The sequence below is a fragment of the Carboxylicivirga mesophila genome, from assembly GCF_018271975.1.
Taxonomy (GTDB): domain Bacteria; phylum Bacteroidota; class Bacteroidia; order Bacteroidales; family Marinilabiliaceae; genus Carboxylicivirga; species Carboxylicivirga mesophila.
Window position 1 is genome coordinate 1 of the sequence record NZ_JAGUCN010000034.1, and the last position, 19,555, is coordinate 19,555.

Genomic DNA, 19,555 nt, shown 5'->3' on the forward strand with positions numbered 1-19,555 from the left:
TGCAAATTGAAATCCGTTTAATCGAAAATGGCCTACAACTCACTAAATTTCAATATTTTCAAAGAACATTGTTAGAATTTAATGGGACAGTAATGTAGTTGAGTATGAAATTAGGATTAAATGCAAAACTGAATATTTATATTATCTCAGTTTTCATGGTTGTATTTAGCGTCACCTTGGGTGTGATTATTTACAATATACTTTCAAAAGCCAAGGACGATGCAGCCAATCTGGCTCAGGTGATAGGGGAGGATGAAGCAAAGAGCATTGAGAGTTACCTGAACCAGGCTCTTACAACCAGCGAAACACTGGCTCAAACCATGCTTACGCTAAGACAAAATGAAGCAGGGGACCGTTATCTGGTATTGGATCTACTGAAGGAATGTTTAAAGCAGAATGAGAACTACTTTGGGGTGTGGACCATGTGGGAACCCAATGCGTTTGATGATATGGATGCTTATTATGCCAAGAAATACAGTCAGGAGATTGGGCTTTTTACTGCCTCCTGCTTTAGAGAAGGTGATGAGTTGCTGTTTCAAAACTTGGGAACCGATATTGTGAGTCATGTCAGTGACGACAATACAGAAGAGTATGCAGAACCCTATTATGCAGTGCCAAAAGCAACAAAAAAGCAGTTTGTTGATGATCCTTCAGAGTATAGCTTTACAGGCCTCGAAGAAGATATGGAAACAACCATCTCTATTGTAACACCGTTAATTGTGGATGAGGTTTTTTTAGGCGTGGTTGGTATCGACCTCGACTTTGAAAAGCTGATGCAACTGAACGACAGGCTGGAAGTGTATGATACCGGATACGGGTCAATTATTACCAATAATTTAATTATTTCCGCTCATCCCGACAGAAGCCTTGTTGGTGCCAGAATTGATACCTTATTTACAGGCTTTGATGAGGAAACACTTAAGGCAATAAAAGCAGGCCGGTTGCATATCAAGCAAACAGAATCGCAGCATTTGAATACAACAGTAGCCCGCATTTATTCACCTGTTCATCCGGGTAATTCCAACAAACCCTGGACGGTGATGATTGATATTCCTGGTGACGAGATAATGGCGGATACAATTCATTTATCTGTAATGATTCTGGTGATAGGATTAATCAGTACCATTGTGATGCTGAGTATCATCTTAATCATCTCCAAAAATATCACTAAACCAATAGAAATTATCAGTCATGGTATGAATCAAATGGCTGATGGTGACTTAAGTGTTAATATTGATATCAATGAGCGAAGTGATGAAATAGGCACCTTACACTCTGCAGTCAATCGGATGCTCTATAAGATTAAAGAGGTAATAAATGGCATACACGAGGGTGCTGATGGCATTAATGCAGCCAGTCAGCAGCTTAGCTCTGCAGCACAGCAGATTTCTGGTGGAGCCAATGAGCAGGCGGCTTCCGTTGAAGAAATATCTTCTACAACAGAGGAAATTGCAGCTAATGTTGAGCAGAATGCCAGTAATGCCAGTGCCACCAAAACAATTGCCCAAGGCGCTAAGCAAGGGCTTGAGGTGGTGATGTCCAAGGCCTCTTCGAGTTTGGATGCCACACGTAACATTACCGATAAAATTACAATCATCAATGATATAGCTATACAGACTAATATTTTGGCACTTAATGCGGCTGTAGAGGCAGCAAGGGCAGGTGAACATGGACGAGGATTTGCTGTGGTAGCTGCTGAGGTCAGGAAACTGGCTGAGAATACACGAGTTGCTGCTGATGAAATTGTTAACAGTGCAACCAATAGTCTTCATATGGCTGAAGAAGCTGGTGGGCAGTTGCAAAAGATGATACCTGAGATAACAAAAACAACTCAATTGGTGGAGGAAATAGCTGCTGCCAGCAATGAGCAGAATAGTGCAACAACACAAGTGAATGCGTCTATTCTGGAGTTGAGTAATGTCACTCAGCAAAACTCAGCTTCAGCCGAGGAGTTAGCTTCCAGTGCCGAGGAGTTAGCTTCTCAATCTGAAAACTTAAAGCAGATGATTGCCTTTTTTAGAGTCAATAATCAATAAAAAAAATAACGTACCAATTAGATTAAAGCATCTTGTATTGTCCTGCAAATAAATGCATAGGCTAATAGCTAATTGGTGCGTTTTTAGCTTATTACTTTTAACTGTTGAGGAGCTTCATAAAAAGCCTCGTGCAGCTCATGCAGCATTTCTTTCAAAGGGATGTGTTCGGGAACTTTCGAAAAGTCCACTTTATTAATGGCATCAGGTGTGGCAAATACGCCGGGTACCCAATGGTTGGGTGTTTTTAATTCTTTGTAGCGGTAGCGGGCAAAGTTAAGCATGTCATAACATTTCCATAGCTTGCGCCAGTGTAGAAGCAGAGGAATATCCAAATCAGAGCTGTGCTTCAGGTCATAGCCGTCAAAATGTGCGTAAGGATCATCTTTTACCATTCCGTCCAGTTGTAATTTAGCATCAAAATCTGATTGAGCGAGTGGGATATGACTGGGAAATATGCCTTTCATCTCGTTAAAGTGACTGGCTTCGGTCATGCCAAACGATAAAGTATGCATCTCGGCGTGACTCAGACAAAAACGGGCATTCCATTGGATGGGTGTGGCATGTGGAATGGCTTTATGGACTTTTGCTGGTGCCTGAAACAATTGTCCGCCTTTGTCGTTGGGCGAAATAATAAAAACACCCATATCTTTTTCTTTTGCCAGTTGCACTGCAGCATGGTTGCGCTGGTAAAAATAGTAGTAGTGCAGATTAACAAATTCAAACATATCTGTTTGAATGGCTTTAACAATTGTTTCCACTGAGCCGTGGGTACTGAAGCCAACATGTTTGATAATGCCTTCTTCTTTCATCTTCAATAGCTCCTCAATTGCACCACCTGACTGACAGGCTTTATATAATAACTCGTTAGTATTAATGCCATGCCAGGCATAAAAGTCAAAATAATCAGTCTGAAGTGTTGTTAATTGCTCTTCCACCAGGCGACGTGTCTCATCAGCCGTAAGCGGATTTCCTTTGGTCATTAGGTGATACGACGAACGGTCAATATTAAGCTCTTTGTTTAAAGTTCGTCCAAAAACAGTTTCGCTTTTCACATAGCCGTATGCCGTTTCAAAATGATTGATACCCTGTTTGATAGCCAGGTCAACCATTTGATTGCAATGGTCCTGAGTGGCTGCAGGTATTGTTTGACGTGGATTGTCCCAGACGTTTTTAAAACGCATTCCACCAAGGGTGATAACACTAATGTGTTTGTTTGTTTTGCCAAATCGTCTGTATTCCATTTTGCTTTTGTATTGTTTGTATTTGCTTATTGGTTTGCAAAGCTAATCCAAAGTTCAACAACACAAGCAAACTGATGTTCAAATCTCGTGGGGTGTCAGCAGCAAACTGGCTAAAAAAAGAGGGCATTGTATCCTGTTAAGAACAATACCCTCCATGGAATATACGGCTGTAAAGTAAACGATAGTTAACTTTTATAATGGCATATTGCCATGTTTTTTCAGCGGTGCTGTTTCGCTTTTGTTTTGAGTCATTTCCAATGCCTGTATGAGTTTAAAGCGTGTCTCTTTAGGCAAAATGATTTCATCAATATAGCCTAATTCAGCAGCACGATACGGATTGGCAAAGTTCTCGCGGTAATCATCCACGCGTTCAGCTTTGGCAATTTCATCATGTTCGCCTCTGAATATAATGTTAACAGCTCCTTCAGGACCCATCACAGCTATCTCAGCTGTTGGATAGGCAAAATTAATATCTGCCATCAGGTGCTTGGATGCCATTACATCGTAGGCGCCACCGTAGGCTTTACGTGTTATAATAGTAATTTTTGGTACAGTTGCTTCGGCATAGGCATATAGTAGTTTGGCGCCGTGTTTGATAATACCGCCATACTCCTGCACAGTTCCTGGTAAGAATCCTGGTACATCCACAAAGGTCACAATAGGTATATTAAACGCATCACAGAAACGTACAAAGCGGGCTCCTTTAGTCGATGATTCAATGTCGAGGACACCAGCCAGGTAGTTAGGCTGATTGGCTACAATACCTACAGTTCGACCAGCCATACGTCCAAAGCCAGTGATAATGTTCTGGGCGTAATGGGGCATCACCTCAAAAAAGTGTTTGTTATCCACCACTTTGCTAATCAGGTCGTGCATATCATAGGGCTTGTTCGGATCGGCTGGAATTAGCTCCTGCAGCTCAGGACTTTCACGGCGGATATCATCAGTGGTTGGCAGTACCGGTGGGTCTTCCATGTTGTTAGATGGAATAAAGCTTAGTAACTCCCTAATCATCATCAATGTATGTTCGTCGTTATCAGCCATAAAGTGTGCCACACCACTTTTGGCATTATGCGTATGCGCACCTCCCAGTTCTTCCTTGGTCACCTCTTCGTGTGTGACTGTTTTAATCACATCAGGCCCTGTTACAAACATATAACTGGTGTCTTTCACCATAAAAATAAAGTCGGTGAGGGCAGGGGAGTAAACAGCACCACCTGCACAAGGACCCATAATGGCCGATATTTGAGGAATAACACCTGAAGCTTTAACATTAAGGTAGAAGATATCACCGTATCCGGCCAGGCTCTGAACACCCTCCTGTATGCGGGCACCGCCTGAGTCGTTTAGTCCGATAAGTGGGGCACCCATTTTTAGTGCCATGTTAGATATTTTAATGATCTTATCGGCATTGGTACGACTTAATGAACCCCCGAAAACAGTAAAGTCCTGTGCAAAAACATACACGAGTCGACCATCTACTTTTCCATAACCGGTAATAAAACCATCACCCGGAAACTGGGTTTTTTCCATGCCAAAATTATTGCACTGATGTTTTACTAGTTTATCGAGTTCCACAAACGTACCGGCATCCAAAAAGATGTCAATGCGTTCGCGGGCTGTCAGTTTACCACCCTTATGTTGTTTTTCAATACGTGCTTCGCCACCACCTGCTTCGGCTTCGCGGTTACGTTCTTCAAACTTCTTATATTTTTCTTTTAAATTTTGCATCTTTCAAACTATTAGTTATTCAATTTCTACTAGAGGCTGGTGACCTTCAACCGCTTCACCTTCGGCTACATAAACCTTCTTTACAATGCCATCAACAGCACTCTTGTATTCACTTTCCATTTTCATGGCAGAAACAATGACTACTGTTTGACCTTTTTCTACAGTATCACCTTCTTTAACAGGTATTTTAACAATTTTACCTGGCATAGGTGTTGAAATAATATTACCTCCGGCATCCAGTGAGGATTTCGACGAGTTACGATAGCGCGTAGCAGCGTCAATCACTTCAATTTCATAATAGTTACTGATGGTGTTAACCTTGTACTCATTCAGGCTGTCTCCTTCAATCATCTCCATGTTAATGGACTGACCATCCAGCAGTATAGAATACGTATCTGATTCTACCTTTATAAGATCCAGATCGTAAATCCGGCCATCAATATCAACTTTGTATTTCGAGCCATCCTGCTCAAGAATTTTAATTCTGGCAAGGCGCGTATCTATTTTTAATTCTATTGGCATAGTGGCTGATTTTATAGTCGTAAGATGTTTTTGCGGCGTGCATATTCTTTCCAGGCCGATTGATTTGGTGTGGCAACATTGCTTTTATCAGCCGCATCTTTTAGTTTCTGGGTATAATCCAGAAAGGCCACAAACAAGGCGATGTCTTCACAATAATCTGTACAATCGTCCTCGTCCGTCATCAAAAAGTCCATATTCTTTTCGATAAAGTGCGTATCGTAGTTGCCTTCAACAAAATCTTTGGCTTCCATAATGCGGGCTACAAATGGGATGGAGGTTTTTACCCCGGTGATTTTATATTCGTAAAGCGCACGTTTCATACGATCAATGGCTTCCATACGGGTGGGTGCCCAAGATATTACCTTTGATATCATTGGATCGTAATGGAATGGGATTTCATACCCTTCATATACATAGCCATCGGTGCGCATACCCAGTCCCATTGGTTCAGTAATGTTTTTCACTACACCAGGGCAAGGCATAAAATTATTCTTATGGTCCTCAGCGTAGATACGACACTCAATGGCATGGCCATTTTGTCGCAGATCGTCTTGTTTGAATTCAAGAGGTAGGCCGTTTGCAACATTAATTTGTGCTTTCACAAGGTCAACACCAGTGGTACGTTCTGTTATCGGGTGCTCAACCTGGAGGCGTGTATTCATTTCCAGGAAGTAAAAATTATGGTCATTGTCCACCAGGAACTCAACCGTGCCTGCTCCAACATAATCAACCGATTTGGCTGCAGCAATGGCTTGCTCACCCATTTTATTTCGCAGTTCTGGCGTCATAAGCGGAGATGGCGTTTCCTCAACCACTTTCTGATGACGTCGCTGCACTGAGCATTCGCGTTCAAACAGATGAACGTAATTGCCATGTTGGTCGGCCATTATCTGAAACTCAATGTGATGAGGCGATTCAATGTATTTCTCCATATACACAGCATCATCGCCAAACGCTGAACGGGCTTCAGACTTAGCCATGTTATAGGCATTCACCAGGTCTTTTTCTTCACGGACCAGTCGCATGCCTTTACCACCGCCACCAGCACTGGCTTTCAGCATAATCGGATAGCCTATTTCAGCAGCAATTGTTTTCAGCTTATTTGGATCATCAATATTTTCTTTTGTGCCAGGCACTACCGGAACACCTGATTCTATCATTAACTGCCTGGCTGTTAGTTTATCGCCCATGGTATTGATCGCATGAATCGATGGACCGATAAATATGATGCCCGCTTTGTCAACAGCTTCAGCAAAGTTGGCATTTTCAGACAGGAAACCATAGCCGGGGTGTATGGCATCAGATTTTGATACCTTGGCCACTTCAATGATTTTCTCAATATTAAGATAGCTTTCTGCTGATGTGGCCGGACCTACACAGTAGGCTTCGTCGGCGTACCTGACATGCATCGCAGTTCTGTCAGCTTCGGAATAAATGGCTACCGAGCGTAAGCCCATCTCGCGGCACGATCGCATAACGCGGACAGCAATTTCGCCTCGGTTAGCAACTAAGACTTTTCTGATCATAATGGAATAAAGATTTCAATTATAAAAAATTAGAAGTCAAAATGTTTTAAATAACATTAAAAGACCTTTAATTCCGATGTGCAAAAAAGCTGAATTTTATCAAACTTCCAAACGGTTTGATGAATTTGTGTGGAATGATTATAAATAAGAATGTGGCTAAACAGCTGACCGATTGGATGGTTTATTAAGTGTATATTTGCTATTAGAATCTTAATTTTTAACTGTTATGCTTAAGAAAAAAGTCGAAGAAATTCTGGTTAATCAGATTGAAAAAGAAGCTTATTCATCTAATTTATATTTGGCAATGGCTGTTTGGGCCGACACTAATGGGTATGAAGGAACAGCCAATTGGTTGTATGCCCAGGCAGAAGAAGAGCGTTTGCACATGATGAAATTTATTAAATATGTTAATGAGCGTGGTGGTAAGGCCATTATTCCTTCAGTAGAACAGCCACCGTCTGAATACAAAGACATTAAAGCTGTGTTTGCCAAGGTGTATGAGCATGAGCAATATGTGACTGAATTAATCAGTGGTATTGTAGGGGTTTGTTTAGAAGAAAAAGATTTTACTACTCATAACTGGATTCAATGGTTCGTTACTGAGCAGATTGAAGAGGAAGCTTCTGTAGCTGCCATTAACGATAAATTAAGACTGTTAGGTGATCACAACCTGTATATGTTCGATCGTGATATTATGGGTATGCGTGGTCAAGTGCCTGCCAGTGCTGAGTAATGACTTACCAGGTTGTTAATGCAGAGAATAAAATACATCCTGATATTTAAACATTAAGGATTATAAACAATAAAGCCGGCTTTTAGCCGGCTTTATTGTTTATAAGCTATGTAATGATCGCTTTTAATGATGAATCGATTTCATAATCTGAGCTTCTTTTGATATTTGTGCGCCAGATAAAGTAATGGCAGTTTCGATAATAGCCAGGTGTGAATAGGCCTGTGGAAAGTTACCCAACAAACGTCGTGTTTTAAAATCCAGGTCCTCACTGAATAATCCCAAGTGGTTTGAGCAAGCCAGCAAGGCATCAAATTTACGTTTGGCTTCATCTTTAAGCCCAATTTTATATAAGCTGTTAATCAACCAGAACGAGCAAATAGTAAACGCTGACTGTGGTTCGCCAAAATCATCTTCATTCTTATACCTATACATCAGTCCGTCGTGCTCCAGTTCTTTTTGAATAGCCAGCACCGTTTTCTTATAGCGCTGGTCATCAGCCTTAATAAAACCATAGGTTTCCATCAGCAGCACAGCTGCATCTAAATCATTGGAGCCATATGACTGAGTAAATGTATGCTTTTGATCTGACCAGGCATTTTTATGAATATCGGCAGCTATCTTTTCTTCCAGTTTTTTCCATTCGATTGCATAGGTGTCGCGCTTTAAGAGTGTCGCAATCTTGCGTGCACGGTCAATGGCTACCCAGCACAGAACTTTACTAAATGTAAAATGTTTGCCTTCGCTGCGAATCTCCCAGATACCTTTATCAGGTTCTTGCCAGTTCTCATCAACCACTTTTACAATATTACGCACTATGGTCCATAAGTCTTCACTGTTGCCAAGTGTTGAGCGGAATCGTTCGAAATACTGTAGTACCACATCCATCAGGATGCCATAAATATCATTCTGTTTTTGTACATATGCGGCGTTGCCAATGCGCACCGGTTTACTACCTTCGTAGCCTGCCAGGTGATCAAGCTCCACCTCGGTGAGTTCCTTCTCACCATGTATGCCGTACATAATCTGCATCTTCTGTCCTTTATCAGGCATCAGGCTGATGATAAAATTCAGGTAACGCTCGGCAATGCGCTCATGACCCAGTTCAGTCATGATTTTTACCACCATCGATGCATCGCGTATCCAGCAGAAGCGGTAATCCCAGTTGCGCACTTCACCAATGGTTTCGGGCAGTGAAGTGGTGAGTGCAGCCAGAATGGCACCTGATTTCTGGTAATTTAGCAGTTTTAGTGTCAGGGCGCTCCGGTTAATGGCAGCCTCGTAACTCTTAAAACTGGTAGTTTTGTCTGACCAGTTAAGCCAATACACTTTAGTGCGCTGATGCTTTAGGTAAGAGCGATTGGTCGATTGCTTCAGCAGTTTTTGGTTATAGCTTAGCAACAGGTATTCGTTTTGCTTAATGGTTACTGGCAGCTTGTCTTTGATACTTTTCTTGTCGAAAGACGAATACAGATAAACAGAATCGTATTCACCATCGGTGGTGTAGGCTTTTATATATTCCTCTTCAACATCAATAGCTGTGTTTGACATGGCATAAACCAGCTTTGGTTCGAAGTTGATAACCACATTTACCGAGCCTGAAATATGCTTGATGTACCTGACAATATCGGGTGGCGTATAATATACACCGTGCTCATTGCGGTAGCGTGGCATAAAATCATGCAATTCAAAAACACCTGATTCACAAGTGAATTTGGTGACAAGTATATTGGTGCGAGATATATAAAACTGCTCAGTTTCGTAGTCGCCTACCGGTTTAACACTAAAAAATCCGCCTTTCTTATCATCCAGAATTCTGGCAAAGGTTGAAGGAGCGGCAAAGTGAGGTAAACAAAGCCATTCGACAGAGCCGGTTTTCGAAACCAGTGCAGCACTTCTGCAATTCCCAATGATACCGTAATCAAGGTTCTTCATACGCAATCCAACTTATACTTGTATTCTGATAAAACTTCTACTAAGTAAACTTTGAAATAATCTATAAAAATGTATATTTGCTTAGTACTGCAAAAAAAATGGTATTTTTTTAATAATACTACTATTTGTAGTTTTCTTTTATAAAATCATTTATTTAGCGCGAATTGTAACTGTTTTTAGTTGTCAGGCCTTATTTGCAGAAGCATTTATAAAGGCTTGTGGTTGAGACTAAATAATAATCAAATATATCTCTATGTCGAAACTTCATATTGTGGCTAACAGATTGCCATATAGTTTAAAAAAAGAAGCAGATGGATACGAACTGATTGAAAGTGTTGGAGGATTAGCAACGGGCATGAAGTCGGTTTATACCGAGTATGGTGGAAAATGGATTGGCTGGTCGGGTGTAAATTCAGATGAACTTTCGCCCAAAGAAAGTGATGCCATTGACCAAAAGCTGCTTGAAAAAAGTTGCGTTACAGTGCCGCTTAGCGAACAGGAGATTCTGGAATATTATGAAGGATTTAGTAATAAAACCGTTTGGCCGCTTTTTCACTATTTTACCCAGTACGTTGATTATTCACCGGTTAACTGGGAAACCTATAAGCGCGTCAATCAGCGTTTTGCCGACCGTGTGCTGGAGGTAGCCGAAGATGGCGACCGGGTGTGGGTGCACGATTACCAGTTGTTGCTGGTACCCGAAATGATTAAATCTAAAAAACCCAATGTGACAGTTGGTTTCTTTTTGCACATTCCATTTCCATCGTATGAGGTGTTTAGGATACTTCCCTGGCGTATGGAGCTATTAAAAGGGATGCTTGGGGCCGATTTGTTGGGCTTTCATATTTACGATTATGAACGTCACTTTTTAAGCTCGGTGCGTCGCCTATATGGTTACGAAATTGCCTTTAACGAGATACATGCTGATAATCGTATTATCAAGGCCGACTCTTTCCCAATGGGTATTGACTATGCCAAGTTCAAAAACACTTCGGCATCGGTAATGCAGAAAACCATTCAGGAGCGCTCAGAATTACATAAAGAGCTGGAGAAATATTTCATGACATCGCCCGACAGACGCCTTATTCTGTCCATCGACCGTTTGGACTATACAAAGGGTATTCCACAGCGACTAAAGGCTTTCAGGAAATTTATGGAGAAGTATCCTGAATTTCACGGGAAAGTGACCTTGGTTATGTTGGCAGTGCCAAGCCGCGGGCAGGTGGAGGAGTACATGATGCTCAAGAAAGAAGTGGACGAGCTTGTAGGTAATATTAATGGTACCTATGGTAATATAAACTATACGCCTGTGTGGTATTTTTACCGGGCAATGCCGTTCGAGAACCTGGTAGAACTATACAACATGTCTGATGTGGCATTGATTACGCCGCTTCGTGATGGTATGAACTTGGTAGCCAAGGAGTATGTAGCTTCACGAGGTAATCAAACAGGAGTTATTGTGCTGAGTGAAATGGCAGGAGTTGCCAAAGAGATGGGAGAGGCCATTATTATTAATCCAATTAACGAGGATGAGATAGCTGAAGCATTGCACCGTGCGTTAACGATGCCTTTGGACGAACAAAAGCAGCGCATGGGTTACCTGCAGGAACGCATTCAGCGCTACTCGGTATATAAGTGGGCAGGGGAGTTTGTGGATGCTTTGGAAAATGTCAAACGTATTCAGAAAGAATTCCTGGTGAAAAAAATTACGAATAGTGTATTTGGCGAAATCAATAAACGATATGTTAATGCAGCCAAGCGGGCTATTTTCCTGGATTATGATGGTACACTCACAGCCTTTCACAAGAATCCTCAGGAAGCAACGCCCAATGATGAGCTTTATGAAATATTGAATAAGCTACTGGCTGATCAGAAGAATACCGTAACTATTATTAGCGGACGCGACCGTTATACGCTTGAAAAATGGTTTGCTGATGTACCCATTAACCTTATTTGTGAGCATGGTGTTTGGTTGCGTAAGCATGGTGGCGAGTGGCAAACACTTACCAATGTAAACAATGACTGGATGCCGGTGATTCGTCCAGTACTGGAGCGCTTTGTTGATCGTACGCCAGGCTCTTTTATAGAAGAAAAGAACTACTCGCTGGTGTGGCATTATCGTAAGGCAGAGCCTGAGCAAAGTCTTATTCGTGCCAATGAGTTGAAAGATGAGTTGCTTGACCTGGTTGGTAATCTAAACCTGGAGATAATGGAGGGCAGCAAAGTGATTGAGGTGAAGAGCGGAGGTATCAATAAAGGTATTGCAGCTAACCAGTTTATTCATAATGGGAACTTCGATTACCTGATGGCGATGGGAGATGACTGGACAGATGAATACATGTTTAAAGAACTACCGGATGGAGCAATAACCATTAAAGTGGGTATTCAGCGCACCAGCGCCAATTACAAATTAGAATCGGTTGATGCCGTAAGAAAGTTCTTGCGTAACTTGGGTGAATAAATCTCATATAGCATAAAAACTAAAAACGGCGCCTATTCATAGGCGCCGTTTCTGTATGCAGTTAAGTAGTATTATTGCCAGCCACCTCCCAGTGCCTGGTATAACCTAATGTATGCTTCCAGAATATCCTGTTTATTGCCGGTGAGTAGCATTTGAGCATCAAAAGCCTGTCGCTGACTTTCCAGAAACTCAATATAACTGGCAATCCCTTTATCATAACGGTCGGCCGAAAGACTGGCGGCTTCAGTGGCGGCTTCTACATGCTCCTGTATGGCCAACTCTTCCTCCTTCAGCGTTTTAATCGAGAGCAGGGCGTCTTCCACTTCTCTAAATGCATTCAATACGGCATTTTCATACTGATAGACAGCTGCTTCTGTTCTGGCCCTTTCTGCTTTAACGCGGTTGGTGTTTTTACCCCAATTAAAAATAGGTCCCAGTATGCTGCCACTGATATTCCATGCCGGGTCACCAGATGTTAAAGTGCTTAAATCATCGCTGGCCAAGCCAAACATACCTGTAAGGCTGATGGATGGCAGACGGGCAGCCTGAGCCACTCCCACCAGTGCATTTTGTGCCACAAGCTGTTGCTCAGCCATTAAAATGTCAGGCCGGCGATTAAGTATATCTGAAGGTATTCCAGCCGGAATGGTCGGGATGTCTATGAAATCATCAAGCTGAGCCTCAAAGGTATGCAGCTGTGGGTTTTCGCCAATAAGCATATTTAAGAGGTTCTCTGATTGGGCCGCCAATCGCTTGTATTGCGGTATAGCAGTTGCTGCCACCGCTTTTTGTATGCGCGAATGATTGACATCAATTGCAGGAATAATACCCGCATTAAAGCGCTCCTGCAGGATAAGGTATGAACTGTCGCGGATGGCATAGGTTTGTTCCGCGATTACCGTTTTGGTCCTAAACTCAAGTACCTGAAAATAGGTGGTGGCTACAGTTGTTATCAAAGACAAACGTAGTGCATTTAAACCATATTCAGAGGCGAGGTATTGTGCCCTGGCTGTTTCATTCATTCTGCGAAGCTTACCCCAGAAGTCAATCTCCCAGCTTGCTTGACCAATAATATTAAACGCATTCGTAGGTTCTGGTAGGCTGAATCCCTGAAAATTACCTCTTCCGGCAGTGCCTGAATAATTGAATTGCGGCAGAAGATCTGCTTTTTGAATGGCCAGCTGCAAACGCGCGGCTTCAACATTTTGGGCTGTTGCCAACAAGTCCTTATTATTATTTAGCGCCTTGTGGATAAGTGTATCCAAAACCGGATCATTAAACAGGTCCCACCACCTTAGTGTTGCATTGTAGCTTGTATCACCATTAGCGTATATAAAACTCTCCGGAGTGTCAAGCTCCGGTCTTGTATAGTTTTTGCCCATTCGGCAGCTGCCAAACAGCAATGTAATACCAATGACAGGCAGAATATATTTCAGTATCTTCATTACTCTTCTTTCTTTTGGTTAGCTAAGGCTCTTTTTTCTTCGTACCTGGCTAGTTTGCCGATAAAAACAAATAGCATAGGGTACATAACTACTCCCAAAATGGTAGCTACAGTCATTCCTCCAAGCAGTGCCATTCCCATTACTTTACGTGCTTCGGCGCCGGCACCTGAGGCCATCACCAGTGGTAAAACACCCAATATAAATGAGAAAGCCGTCATCAGGATTGGGCGGAAGCGTAGACGGGCCGACTCAATGGCTGCGTCAAATAAGCTGAGTCCCTCATCAAACTTAATTTTGGCAAATTCAACGATTAGAATGGCGTTTTTAGCTGCCATGGCAATCAGCATCACAAGCGAAATCTGCATAAATACATTGTTTTCGAAGCTAGGGCTGACAAAGCGAGCCAATAACACAAACAGCATTGCGCCCAGCACAGCAAAAGGAGTACCTAACAGGATGCTGAAAGGTAATGACCAGCTTTCGTACTGAGCTGCCAGGATTAAAAACACAAATATCAAGGCGAATACAAAAACGATAGATCCTGAACCACTTGCTTTTTTCTCCTGATAAGACATATTTGCCCATTCATAACCCATTCCAGGTGGAAGTACTTCTTTGGCCACCTCTTCAAGCGCGTTAAGGGCCTGGGCCGATGAATAGCCAGGAGCTGGTGTACCTGACAGTTCAACAGAGCGATAAAGATTAAAACGATTGGTAAAATCGGCTCCTGAACTTTTTTCGACTGTTACCAGTGAGGATAGTGGCAAGCTTTCTCCATCCTTGTTTTTAACAAAGAACATGTTCAGCTGCTCTCCATCCTGCCTGAATTCTGGTGCTGCCTGCAGGTAGGCCTTGTATAAACGACCAAAGCGGTTGAAATCATTGATGTAAGCACCTCCAAGGAAAGCACTGATGGTGGTGTACAAATCATTTAGCCTTACGCCGGCTTTTAGCGCCTTATCACGATTGATGTTAAGACGCCTTTGAGGTACGTTTGCCCGATAGGTTGTAAAGACATTGGCAATCTCGGGGCGCTGCTGTGCTGCCGCAATAAACTTAGCTGATTCTTCAGCCAGATATTGTGGCGATTTGCCCAGCTTATCCTGCAGCATTAATGAAAAGCCCGAGCCACTACCTAAACCTGGTATAGCCGGAGGACCAAAGGCAAATACCTGCGCTTCTTTGATGCCTTGATAGAACATAAAATTAAGCTTACGGGCAAGCCAATTGGCTTTAAGTCCGCGATCGTCCCAATTTTTAAGTGTAATGAAAATGATACTTGAGTTGGTTGACATACTACCCGATAGCAGGTTGAAACCCGATACCGAAGCCACACTGGCTATCTCATCCACTCCTTCAAGCATTGCCTCCACATTATTCACTACTTCCTGAGTGCGCTGAAGTGAGGCTGCATCAGGCAGCTGCACGTTCACAAACAGGTAGCCCTGATCTTCTTCTGGTATAAATCCGCCGGGTACAAATCGGCTGATGATAACAATTAGTACAACAGTGGCACCAATAAACAGCATGCTGCGGGTTATTTTACGGGCCACCACATTGGTAGCTTTCATGTATTTTACCGAGCTGCGATCAAATGCTTTATTGAATGATTTAAAAAAACGTCCAAGCAGTCCGCCGGGTAGCTCAGGTTTACGCAATAGAATTGAGGCTAAAGCTGGCGAGAGGGTCAATGCATTAACTGAAGAGAAGCATACTGACACAGCTACAGTTATTGCAAACTGCTGATACAAACGCCCTGTAATGCCCCCCATTGAAGCTACCGGTATAAATACAGCAATCAACACCAGCGTAGTAGCGATTACGGGAGCGGTTACTTCTTTCATGGCGGCAATGGTTGCCTCGCGACGATTCATGCCTTTCTCAATATTCACTTGTACAGCTTCTACCACTACAATGGCATCGTCAACTACAATACCAATGGCCAATACCAAACCAAGCAGTGACAAGGTGTTAATAGTGAACCCCAGCATAGGGAATACAGCAAATGCACCAATAAGAGAAACTGGAATGGCAATGGTAGGAATCAGCGTTGCCCGCCAATCCTGGATGAACAAGAATACTACAAGGATAACCAGTATTAGAGCCACTACTAAGGTGATAGCCACCTCTTTTAATCCAGCAGTAATAGGAGCTGTGGCATCTAAAGCTATATCATAGGTTACACCCTCAGGAAATGAACTGGCCAGTTCGTCCATGGTCTTCAGAATTTCTTCTCCCATGGTAACGGCATTGGTACCTGGTGACTGATAGATAGCAATCAATGCACACGGTTTACCCTGAAATTGTGCATTGGAGTTGTAACTTTCGGAGCCCAGCTCGATAGTAGCTACGTCTTTTAATTTAATCTGACTGCCATCTGGGTTGGTACGGATAGCAACTTCACCAAATTCTTTTTCAGTTACCAAACGGTTGGGCAGAGTGACAGTATATGTTAATTCGGTACCCGGAGGAGCTGGTTCAGCACCAAATTTACCACCTGGTACAATGACATTCTGTTCACGAATGGCAGCTGTAATCTCCGGTACAGTAAGATTAAGTTGCGACAGGCGATCGGGCTTAATCCATATACGCATAGAGTAGTCGCTGGCACCCATTACCTGCACACGTCCCACACCATTAACACGAGCCAGAATGTCCTGAATGTTAATAATGGAGTAGTTGCCCAGAAATTCCTGGTCGTAACGACCATCACTATATACTGCTAAGGCCAATACAATACTACTCATACTTTTTTGAGTGGTCACTCCAAGTCGTTTTACTTCTTCAGGGAGCTTGGCGGTAGCAGCTGATGCCCTGTTTTGGGCAAATACCGTGTTCATATCCGGGTCGGTACCCACTTCAAATGATATATTAATAGCCATACTACCATCATTGGCATTGGTCGATTTCATATATATCATGTTTTCCACGCCATTAAGCTGCTGTTCGAGCGGAGTGGCTACTGATTGCTCTACATTCAGTGCATTGGCACCTGTATAATTGGCTCTTACCTGCACCATAGGTGGTGTAATATCCGGAAATTGCTCCATTGGTAACTGAAGCATAGAAATACCACCTACAATAAGAATGACAATGGCAATAACCATGGCCACAATAGGCCTTCTTACAAAAAAACTTCCCATAACTATTGCTGATTATTGCGTACTGACTCAAATGCTTTATCTTGTGGCTGCACAGTCATGCCCGTTCTTACCCTACTAAGTCCTTCCAAAACAATGCGTTCATTGGCATTGAGTCCTGATGTGACAATTACCATATCCTGAAGTGTTTCACCTAATTCAACGGCCCGGAATTCAACTTTATTTTCAGCATCTACCACAAAAACACTGTATTCTCCTTGCACCTCCTGCAGGCATTTAACAGGTATAAGTAAAGTCTCAACTGGCTCGGTCAGCACCAGCCGAAGGCGTGCAAACTGACCTGGACGTACCAGTTCATCAGTGTTTGGAAACGATGCCTGCACCATTACAGTGCCGGTTGTCGGATCTATGTTACGACCAATAAAATCAAATTTGCCCAATTCGGGATGTTGGCTGCCATCTGCAAAGAAAAGTAGTATATCTGCCTGACGCTCTTTTGGTGGAGTCTTAAGTGTTTCCTGAGCTTTAGCATATTGAGCCAGGTTCAGGTATTGCTGCTCAGTTAAATGAAACTGAACCAGAATAGTATCCAGGCGCGAAACTGTATTTAGTACAACCGGATTGGGCTCACGACCCACGTAATCGCCCGCTTTAGCCATTGAACGCCCGATTATTCCATTGATAGGTGAGTATATTTTAGAATAGCTCTGCTGTATCTTGGCGTATTGTAAAGAAGCTTCAGCAGCTTCGAGTGAAGCTTGTGCGGCACCAAAGTTGGCTACAGCAGCGTCATAATCACTCTGACTGACAGCGTTTGTTTCGGCTAATGGTTTGTAACGGTTATAATCGCTTTCGGCTTTAACCAGATTGGTTTTGGCTTGTGCTACCATACTCAGGGCTTCAGCCACCTTGGCATCTAACGGTGCTGGATCGATGGAGTACAGTAGTTGTCCTTTTTTTACGCGTCCACCTTCTTTAAAATGTATGCCTTCCAGGTAACCATCAACCCTTGCTCTGATTGAAATGTCAAACAGCCCATATGTCTGTCCTACAAAGTCTTTAGTTAATTTGATTTGTTCTGTTTTAGCTGTAAACACCGGAATTACTGGAGGTGCCATTGCTGGTTGTTTGTTTTTACAGCCAGCAAATACAACCAGTACCATAAGAAGTGCTAGATAGTTTCTCATAATCATAAGTGTGAATGATCAATTTTTATTGTTCGTAAAAGTTCTTGTAAATGTAGGGAATTTAGCACGTAGAATGCAATTCTATCTACCATGTCTTTAACTTTTTGATAAAAACGATGCATATTTATAATTGTTTAAATAAACAGGTAGGAGTTGTTAATTTTTGATATGATATATGGTAATGATGGAGATGAAAAAAATACTTAATCCTTTTGAAGTCAATAAGGGTGCAGATTATCAGTGTTTTGGTTGTTCGCCGGCCAATTCAAATGGCTTACAACTGAGTTTTTATTCCGATGGTGAAAAGTTATTTGCCAACTGGTTGCCTCAAAAAGCTTTTGAAGGCTATACGAATGTGGTACATGGCGGTATACAGGCCACACTAATGGATGAAATTGCCAGTTGGTATGTATATGCATTGCTTGATACGGCAGGAGTAACCAGTGCTATGGAGTTGAAATACCACAAGCCTCTGTATATGACAAATGGTGAAGTGCAAATTGTAGCAGAGTTAAAGGAAAAGAACAGACGAAGTGCAATTATTGACACTAAAATATACAATGCCAGCGAGGTGTTATGCAGTTCAGCTTTAGTCGAATATTATTTGTTTCCTTCCAATGTAGCGTGCACTAAATACAAATATCCGGGTAAAGATAAGTTTTGGGAATAAAAAAGCCCCGCTCAATAGGAAAGAGTGTGAGAACGGGGCAAGGGGAAAACAACCTGTCAGGAAAGATGAAACGAATATAGTGAAAATCAATCGGAGAGCGGAATGTTTGGTTTTGTGATTGTGATAAACTGCGGTATTTTTTAGACTAAATTGAAGAATTATTCCATTAAAAGCATTTTATTTTATTGTCAATAGGACTGAAAGAAGAAGCTGTTTTTATTTGTAAATATTATTGCGAAAATGGGAATCTGTTCGGAGAATGATCTAGAGACAATAATGGTATCATACATTCTGCCTCTTAGGCTTGCTTATTAGTTAAAGCGATAATAAATAATGTTACTAAAGAAGCTGGAAATGGTTTTCAAATGGCGTGCTCTTAAATTACTAACTATAAATATATGTTTTGCTGCTACCAAATTAACCTGGCTATTTTCGTAAGTGGATCTTTAGTTTAGGCAAGGAGCAATAATTTAGTTGTAATTACATTGCTCTCAGGTGGGGAAATCTATGAAAATATTGTAATTTATTCTAAATCATAATACTTCGTCGAACATACCTAGTAGTTTGCAACTACATCATTTGTATGTCCGGGTTAAGAGTAATTTACGATAACTATCATAGTTATCCGTTCCGCCTGGCAACAAAAACGAAAAGTTCGGCGCAGCGTTTCGCTAGGTCTTATTCAATAGGCCTCTGGTTAATAATCATAGTTGATTAAATAATATCGCACTTTTAATGTGAGTAATGGCTATCAGATAGATGAATAAAAAGTTGCCTATTCTCAAGCCTTACAAAAGTTAATTGGGCTGATTTGTTTTGCGCAAGATTTCATCGGGGAGGAACATACTAACTACTCGCCGATAACGCATACACTATGGATACAAAAAACGATAACTATCCATTTCAAAACCGATAGGTATCGGTTGGCGATCCGATCACTATCGGTTTGTCGATCGATCACTATCGATAT

12 protein-coding genes are annotated in these 19,555 nt (G+C 42.1%); 4 read left to right on the forward strand and 8 right to left on the reverse strand.

The genetic code is table 11. The features are described 5' to 3' along the window. The first annotated feature begins 104 nt into the window (after positions 1-104). Positions 105-2,036, forward strand: coding sequence for a methyl-accepting chemotaxis protein (locus tag KEM09_RS20315; protein WP_212231395.1), 1,932 nt, complete (start codon positions 105-107; stop codon positions 2,034-2,036). Positions 2,037-2,119: 83 nt separating this feature from the next. On the opposite strand, the gene KEM09_RS20320 is transcribed toward KEM09_RS20315, so the two are convergent. The 4 genes from KEM09_RS20320 to accC form a co-directional block, all read right to left on the reverse strand. After that, a complete protein-coding gene (locus KEM09_RS20320; protein ID WP_212231397.1) occupies positions 2,120-3,277 on the reverse strand; it encodes an aldo/keto reductase in 1,158 nt (385 codons plus the stop codon). 192 nt (positions 3,278-3,469) lie between these two features. Next, positions 3,470-5,008, reverse strand: coding sequence for an acyl-CoA carboxylase subunit beta (locus KEM09_RS20325; RefSeq protein ID WP_212231399.1), 1,539 nt, complete (start codon positions 5,006-5,008; stop codon positions 3,470-3,472). Between the two features lie 15 nt (positions 5,009-5,023). Continuing rightward, a complete protein-coding gene (locus tag KEM09_RS20330; RefSeq protein WP_212192965.1) occupies positions 5,024-5,530 on the reverse strand; it encodes an acyl-CoA carboxylase biotin carboxyl carrier protein subunit in 507 nt (168 codons plus the stop codon). 11 nt (positions 5,531-5,541) lie between these two features. Then, positions 5,542-7,056: an acetyl-CoA carboxylase biotin carboxylase subunit gene (accC, locus tag KEM09_RS20335; protein WP_212231401.1), complete on the reverse strand. Its 1,515-nt coding sequence runs from the start codon at positions 7,054-7,056 to the stop codon at positions 5,542-5,544. Positions 7,057-7,282: 226 nt separating this feature from the next. On the opposite strand from accC, the gene KEM09_RS20340 reads away from it, so the two are divergent. Beyond that, positions 7,283-7,789, forward strand: coding sequence for a ferritin (locus tag KEM09_RS20340; RefSeq protein ID WP_212231403.1), 507 nt, complete (start codon positions 7,283-7,285; stop codon positions 7,787-7,789). Between the two features lie 123 nt (positions 7,790-7,912). On the opposite strand, the gene KEM09_RS20345 is transcribed toward KEM09_RS20340, so the two are convergent. After that, positions 7,913-9,721, reverse strand: coding sequence for a glycoside hydrolase family 15 protein (locus KEM09_RS20345; protein ID WP_212231405.1), 1,809 nt, complete (start codon positions 9,719-9,721; stop codon positions 7,913-7,915). Between the two features lie 253 nt (positions 9,722-9,974). On the opposite strand from KEM09_RS20345, the gene KEM09_RS20350 reads away from it, so the two are divergent. After that, complete coding sequence (locus tag KEM09_RS20350; RefSeq protein WP_212231407.1) at positions 9,975-12,182, forward strand: bifunctional alpha,alpha-trehalose-phosphate synthase (UDP-forming)/trehalose-phosphatase; 2,208 nt, start codon at positions 9,975-9,977, stop codon at positions 12,180-12,182. A 71-nt stretch (positions 12,183-12,253) separates the two neighbouring features. Here KEM09_RS20350 and KEM09_RS20355 read toward each other — a convergent pair whose 3' ends face one another. Genes KEM09_RS20355 through KEM09_RS20365 form a run of 3 tightly spaced genes read right to left on the reverse strand, consistent with a single transcriptional unit; the run spans position 12,254 to position 17,915 of the window. Further along, positions 12,254-13,627, reverse strand: coding sequence for an efflux transporter outer membrane subunit (locus tag KEM09_RS20355; protein ID WP_212231409.1), 1,374 nt, complete (start codon positions 13,625-13,627; stop codon positions 12,254-12,256). Next, positions 13,627-16,770, reverse strand: a complete 3,144-nt coding sequence (locus tag KEM09_RS20360; RefSeq protein ID WP_212231411.1) for an efflux RND transporter permease subunit — start codon at positions 16,768-16,770, stop codon at positions 13,627-13,629. The genes KEM09_RS20355 and KEM09_RS20360 overlap by 1 nt, the downstream gene beginning before the upstream one ends. A 2-nt stretch (positions 16,771-16,772) precedes the next feature. Next, positions 16,773-17,915 (reverse strand): efflux RND transporter periplasmic adaptor subunit, encoded by a 1,143-nt coding sequence (locus KEM09_RS20365; protein ID WP_212231413.1) that lies wholly within the window; start codon positions 17,913-17,915, stop codon positions 16,773-16,775. A 190-nt stretch (positions 17,916-18,105) separates the two neighbouring features. Here KEM09_RS20365 and KEM09_RS20370 point away from each other — a divergent pair, with 190 nt between their 5' ends. Beyond that, positions 18,106-18,585 carry a PaaI family thioesterase gene (locus tag KEM09_RS20370; protein ID WP_212231415.1) on the forward strand — a complete coding sequence of 160 codons (480 nt, stop codon included), beginning with the start codon at positions 18,106-18,108 and terminating at the stop codon, positions 18,583-18,585. Positions 18,586-19,555: the final 970 nt, after the last annotated feature.

Excerpts from the sequence above, each read along its gene's own strand:
- accC (WP_212231401.1), bottom strand. The coding sequence starts at position 7,056 with ATGATCAGAAAAGTCTTAGTTGCTAACCGAGGCGAAATTGCTGTCCGC.
- KEM09_RS20355 (WP_212231409.1), bottom strand. The coding sequence starts at position 13,627 with ATGAAGATACTGAAATATATTCTGCCTGTCATTGGTATTACATTGCTG.
- KEM09_RS20340 (WP_212231403.1), top strand. The coding sequence starts at position 7,283 with ATGCTTAAGAAAAAAGTCGAAGAAATTCTGGTTAATCAGATTGAAAAA.
- KEM09_RS20345 (WP_212231405.1), bottom strand. The coding sequence starts at position 9,721 with ATGAAGAACCTTGATTACGGTATCATTGGGAATTGCAGAAGTGCTGCA.
- KEM09_RS20370 (WP_212231415.1), top strand. The coding sequence starts at position 18,106 with ATGAAAAAAATACTTAATCCTTTTGAAGTCAATAAGGGTGCAGATTAT.
- KEM09_RS20350 (WP_212231407.1), top strand. The coding sequence starts at position 9,975 with ATGTCGAAACTTCATATTGTGGCTAACAGATTGCCATATAGTTTAAAA.
- KEM09_RS20325 (WP_212231399.1), bottom strand. The coding sequence starts at position 5,008 with ATGCAAAATTTAAAAGAAAAATATAAGAAGTTTGAAGAACGTAACCGC.
- KEM09_RS20365 (WP_212231413.1), bottom strand. The coding sequence starts at position 17,915 with ATGAGAAACTATCTAGCACTTCTTATGGTACTGGTTGTATTTGCTGGC.
- KEM09_RS20330 (WP_212192965.1), bottom strand. The coding sequence starts at position 5,530 with ATGCCAATAGAATTAAAAATAGATACGCGCCTTGCCAGAATTAAAATT.
- KEM09_RS20315 (WP_212231395.1), top strand. The coding sequence starts at position 105 with ATGAAATTAGGATTAAATGCAAAACTGAATATTTATATTATCTCAGTT.
- KEM09_RS20360 (WP_212231411.1), bottom strand. The coding sequence starts at position 16,770 with ATGGGAAGTTTTTTTGTAAGAAGGCCTATTGTGGCCATGGTTATTGCC.
- KEM09_RS20320 (WP_212231397.1), bottom strand. The coding sequence starts at position 3,277 with ATGGAATACAGACGATTTGGCAAAACAAACAAACACATTAGTGTTATC.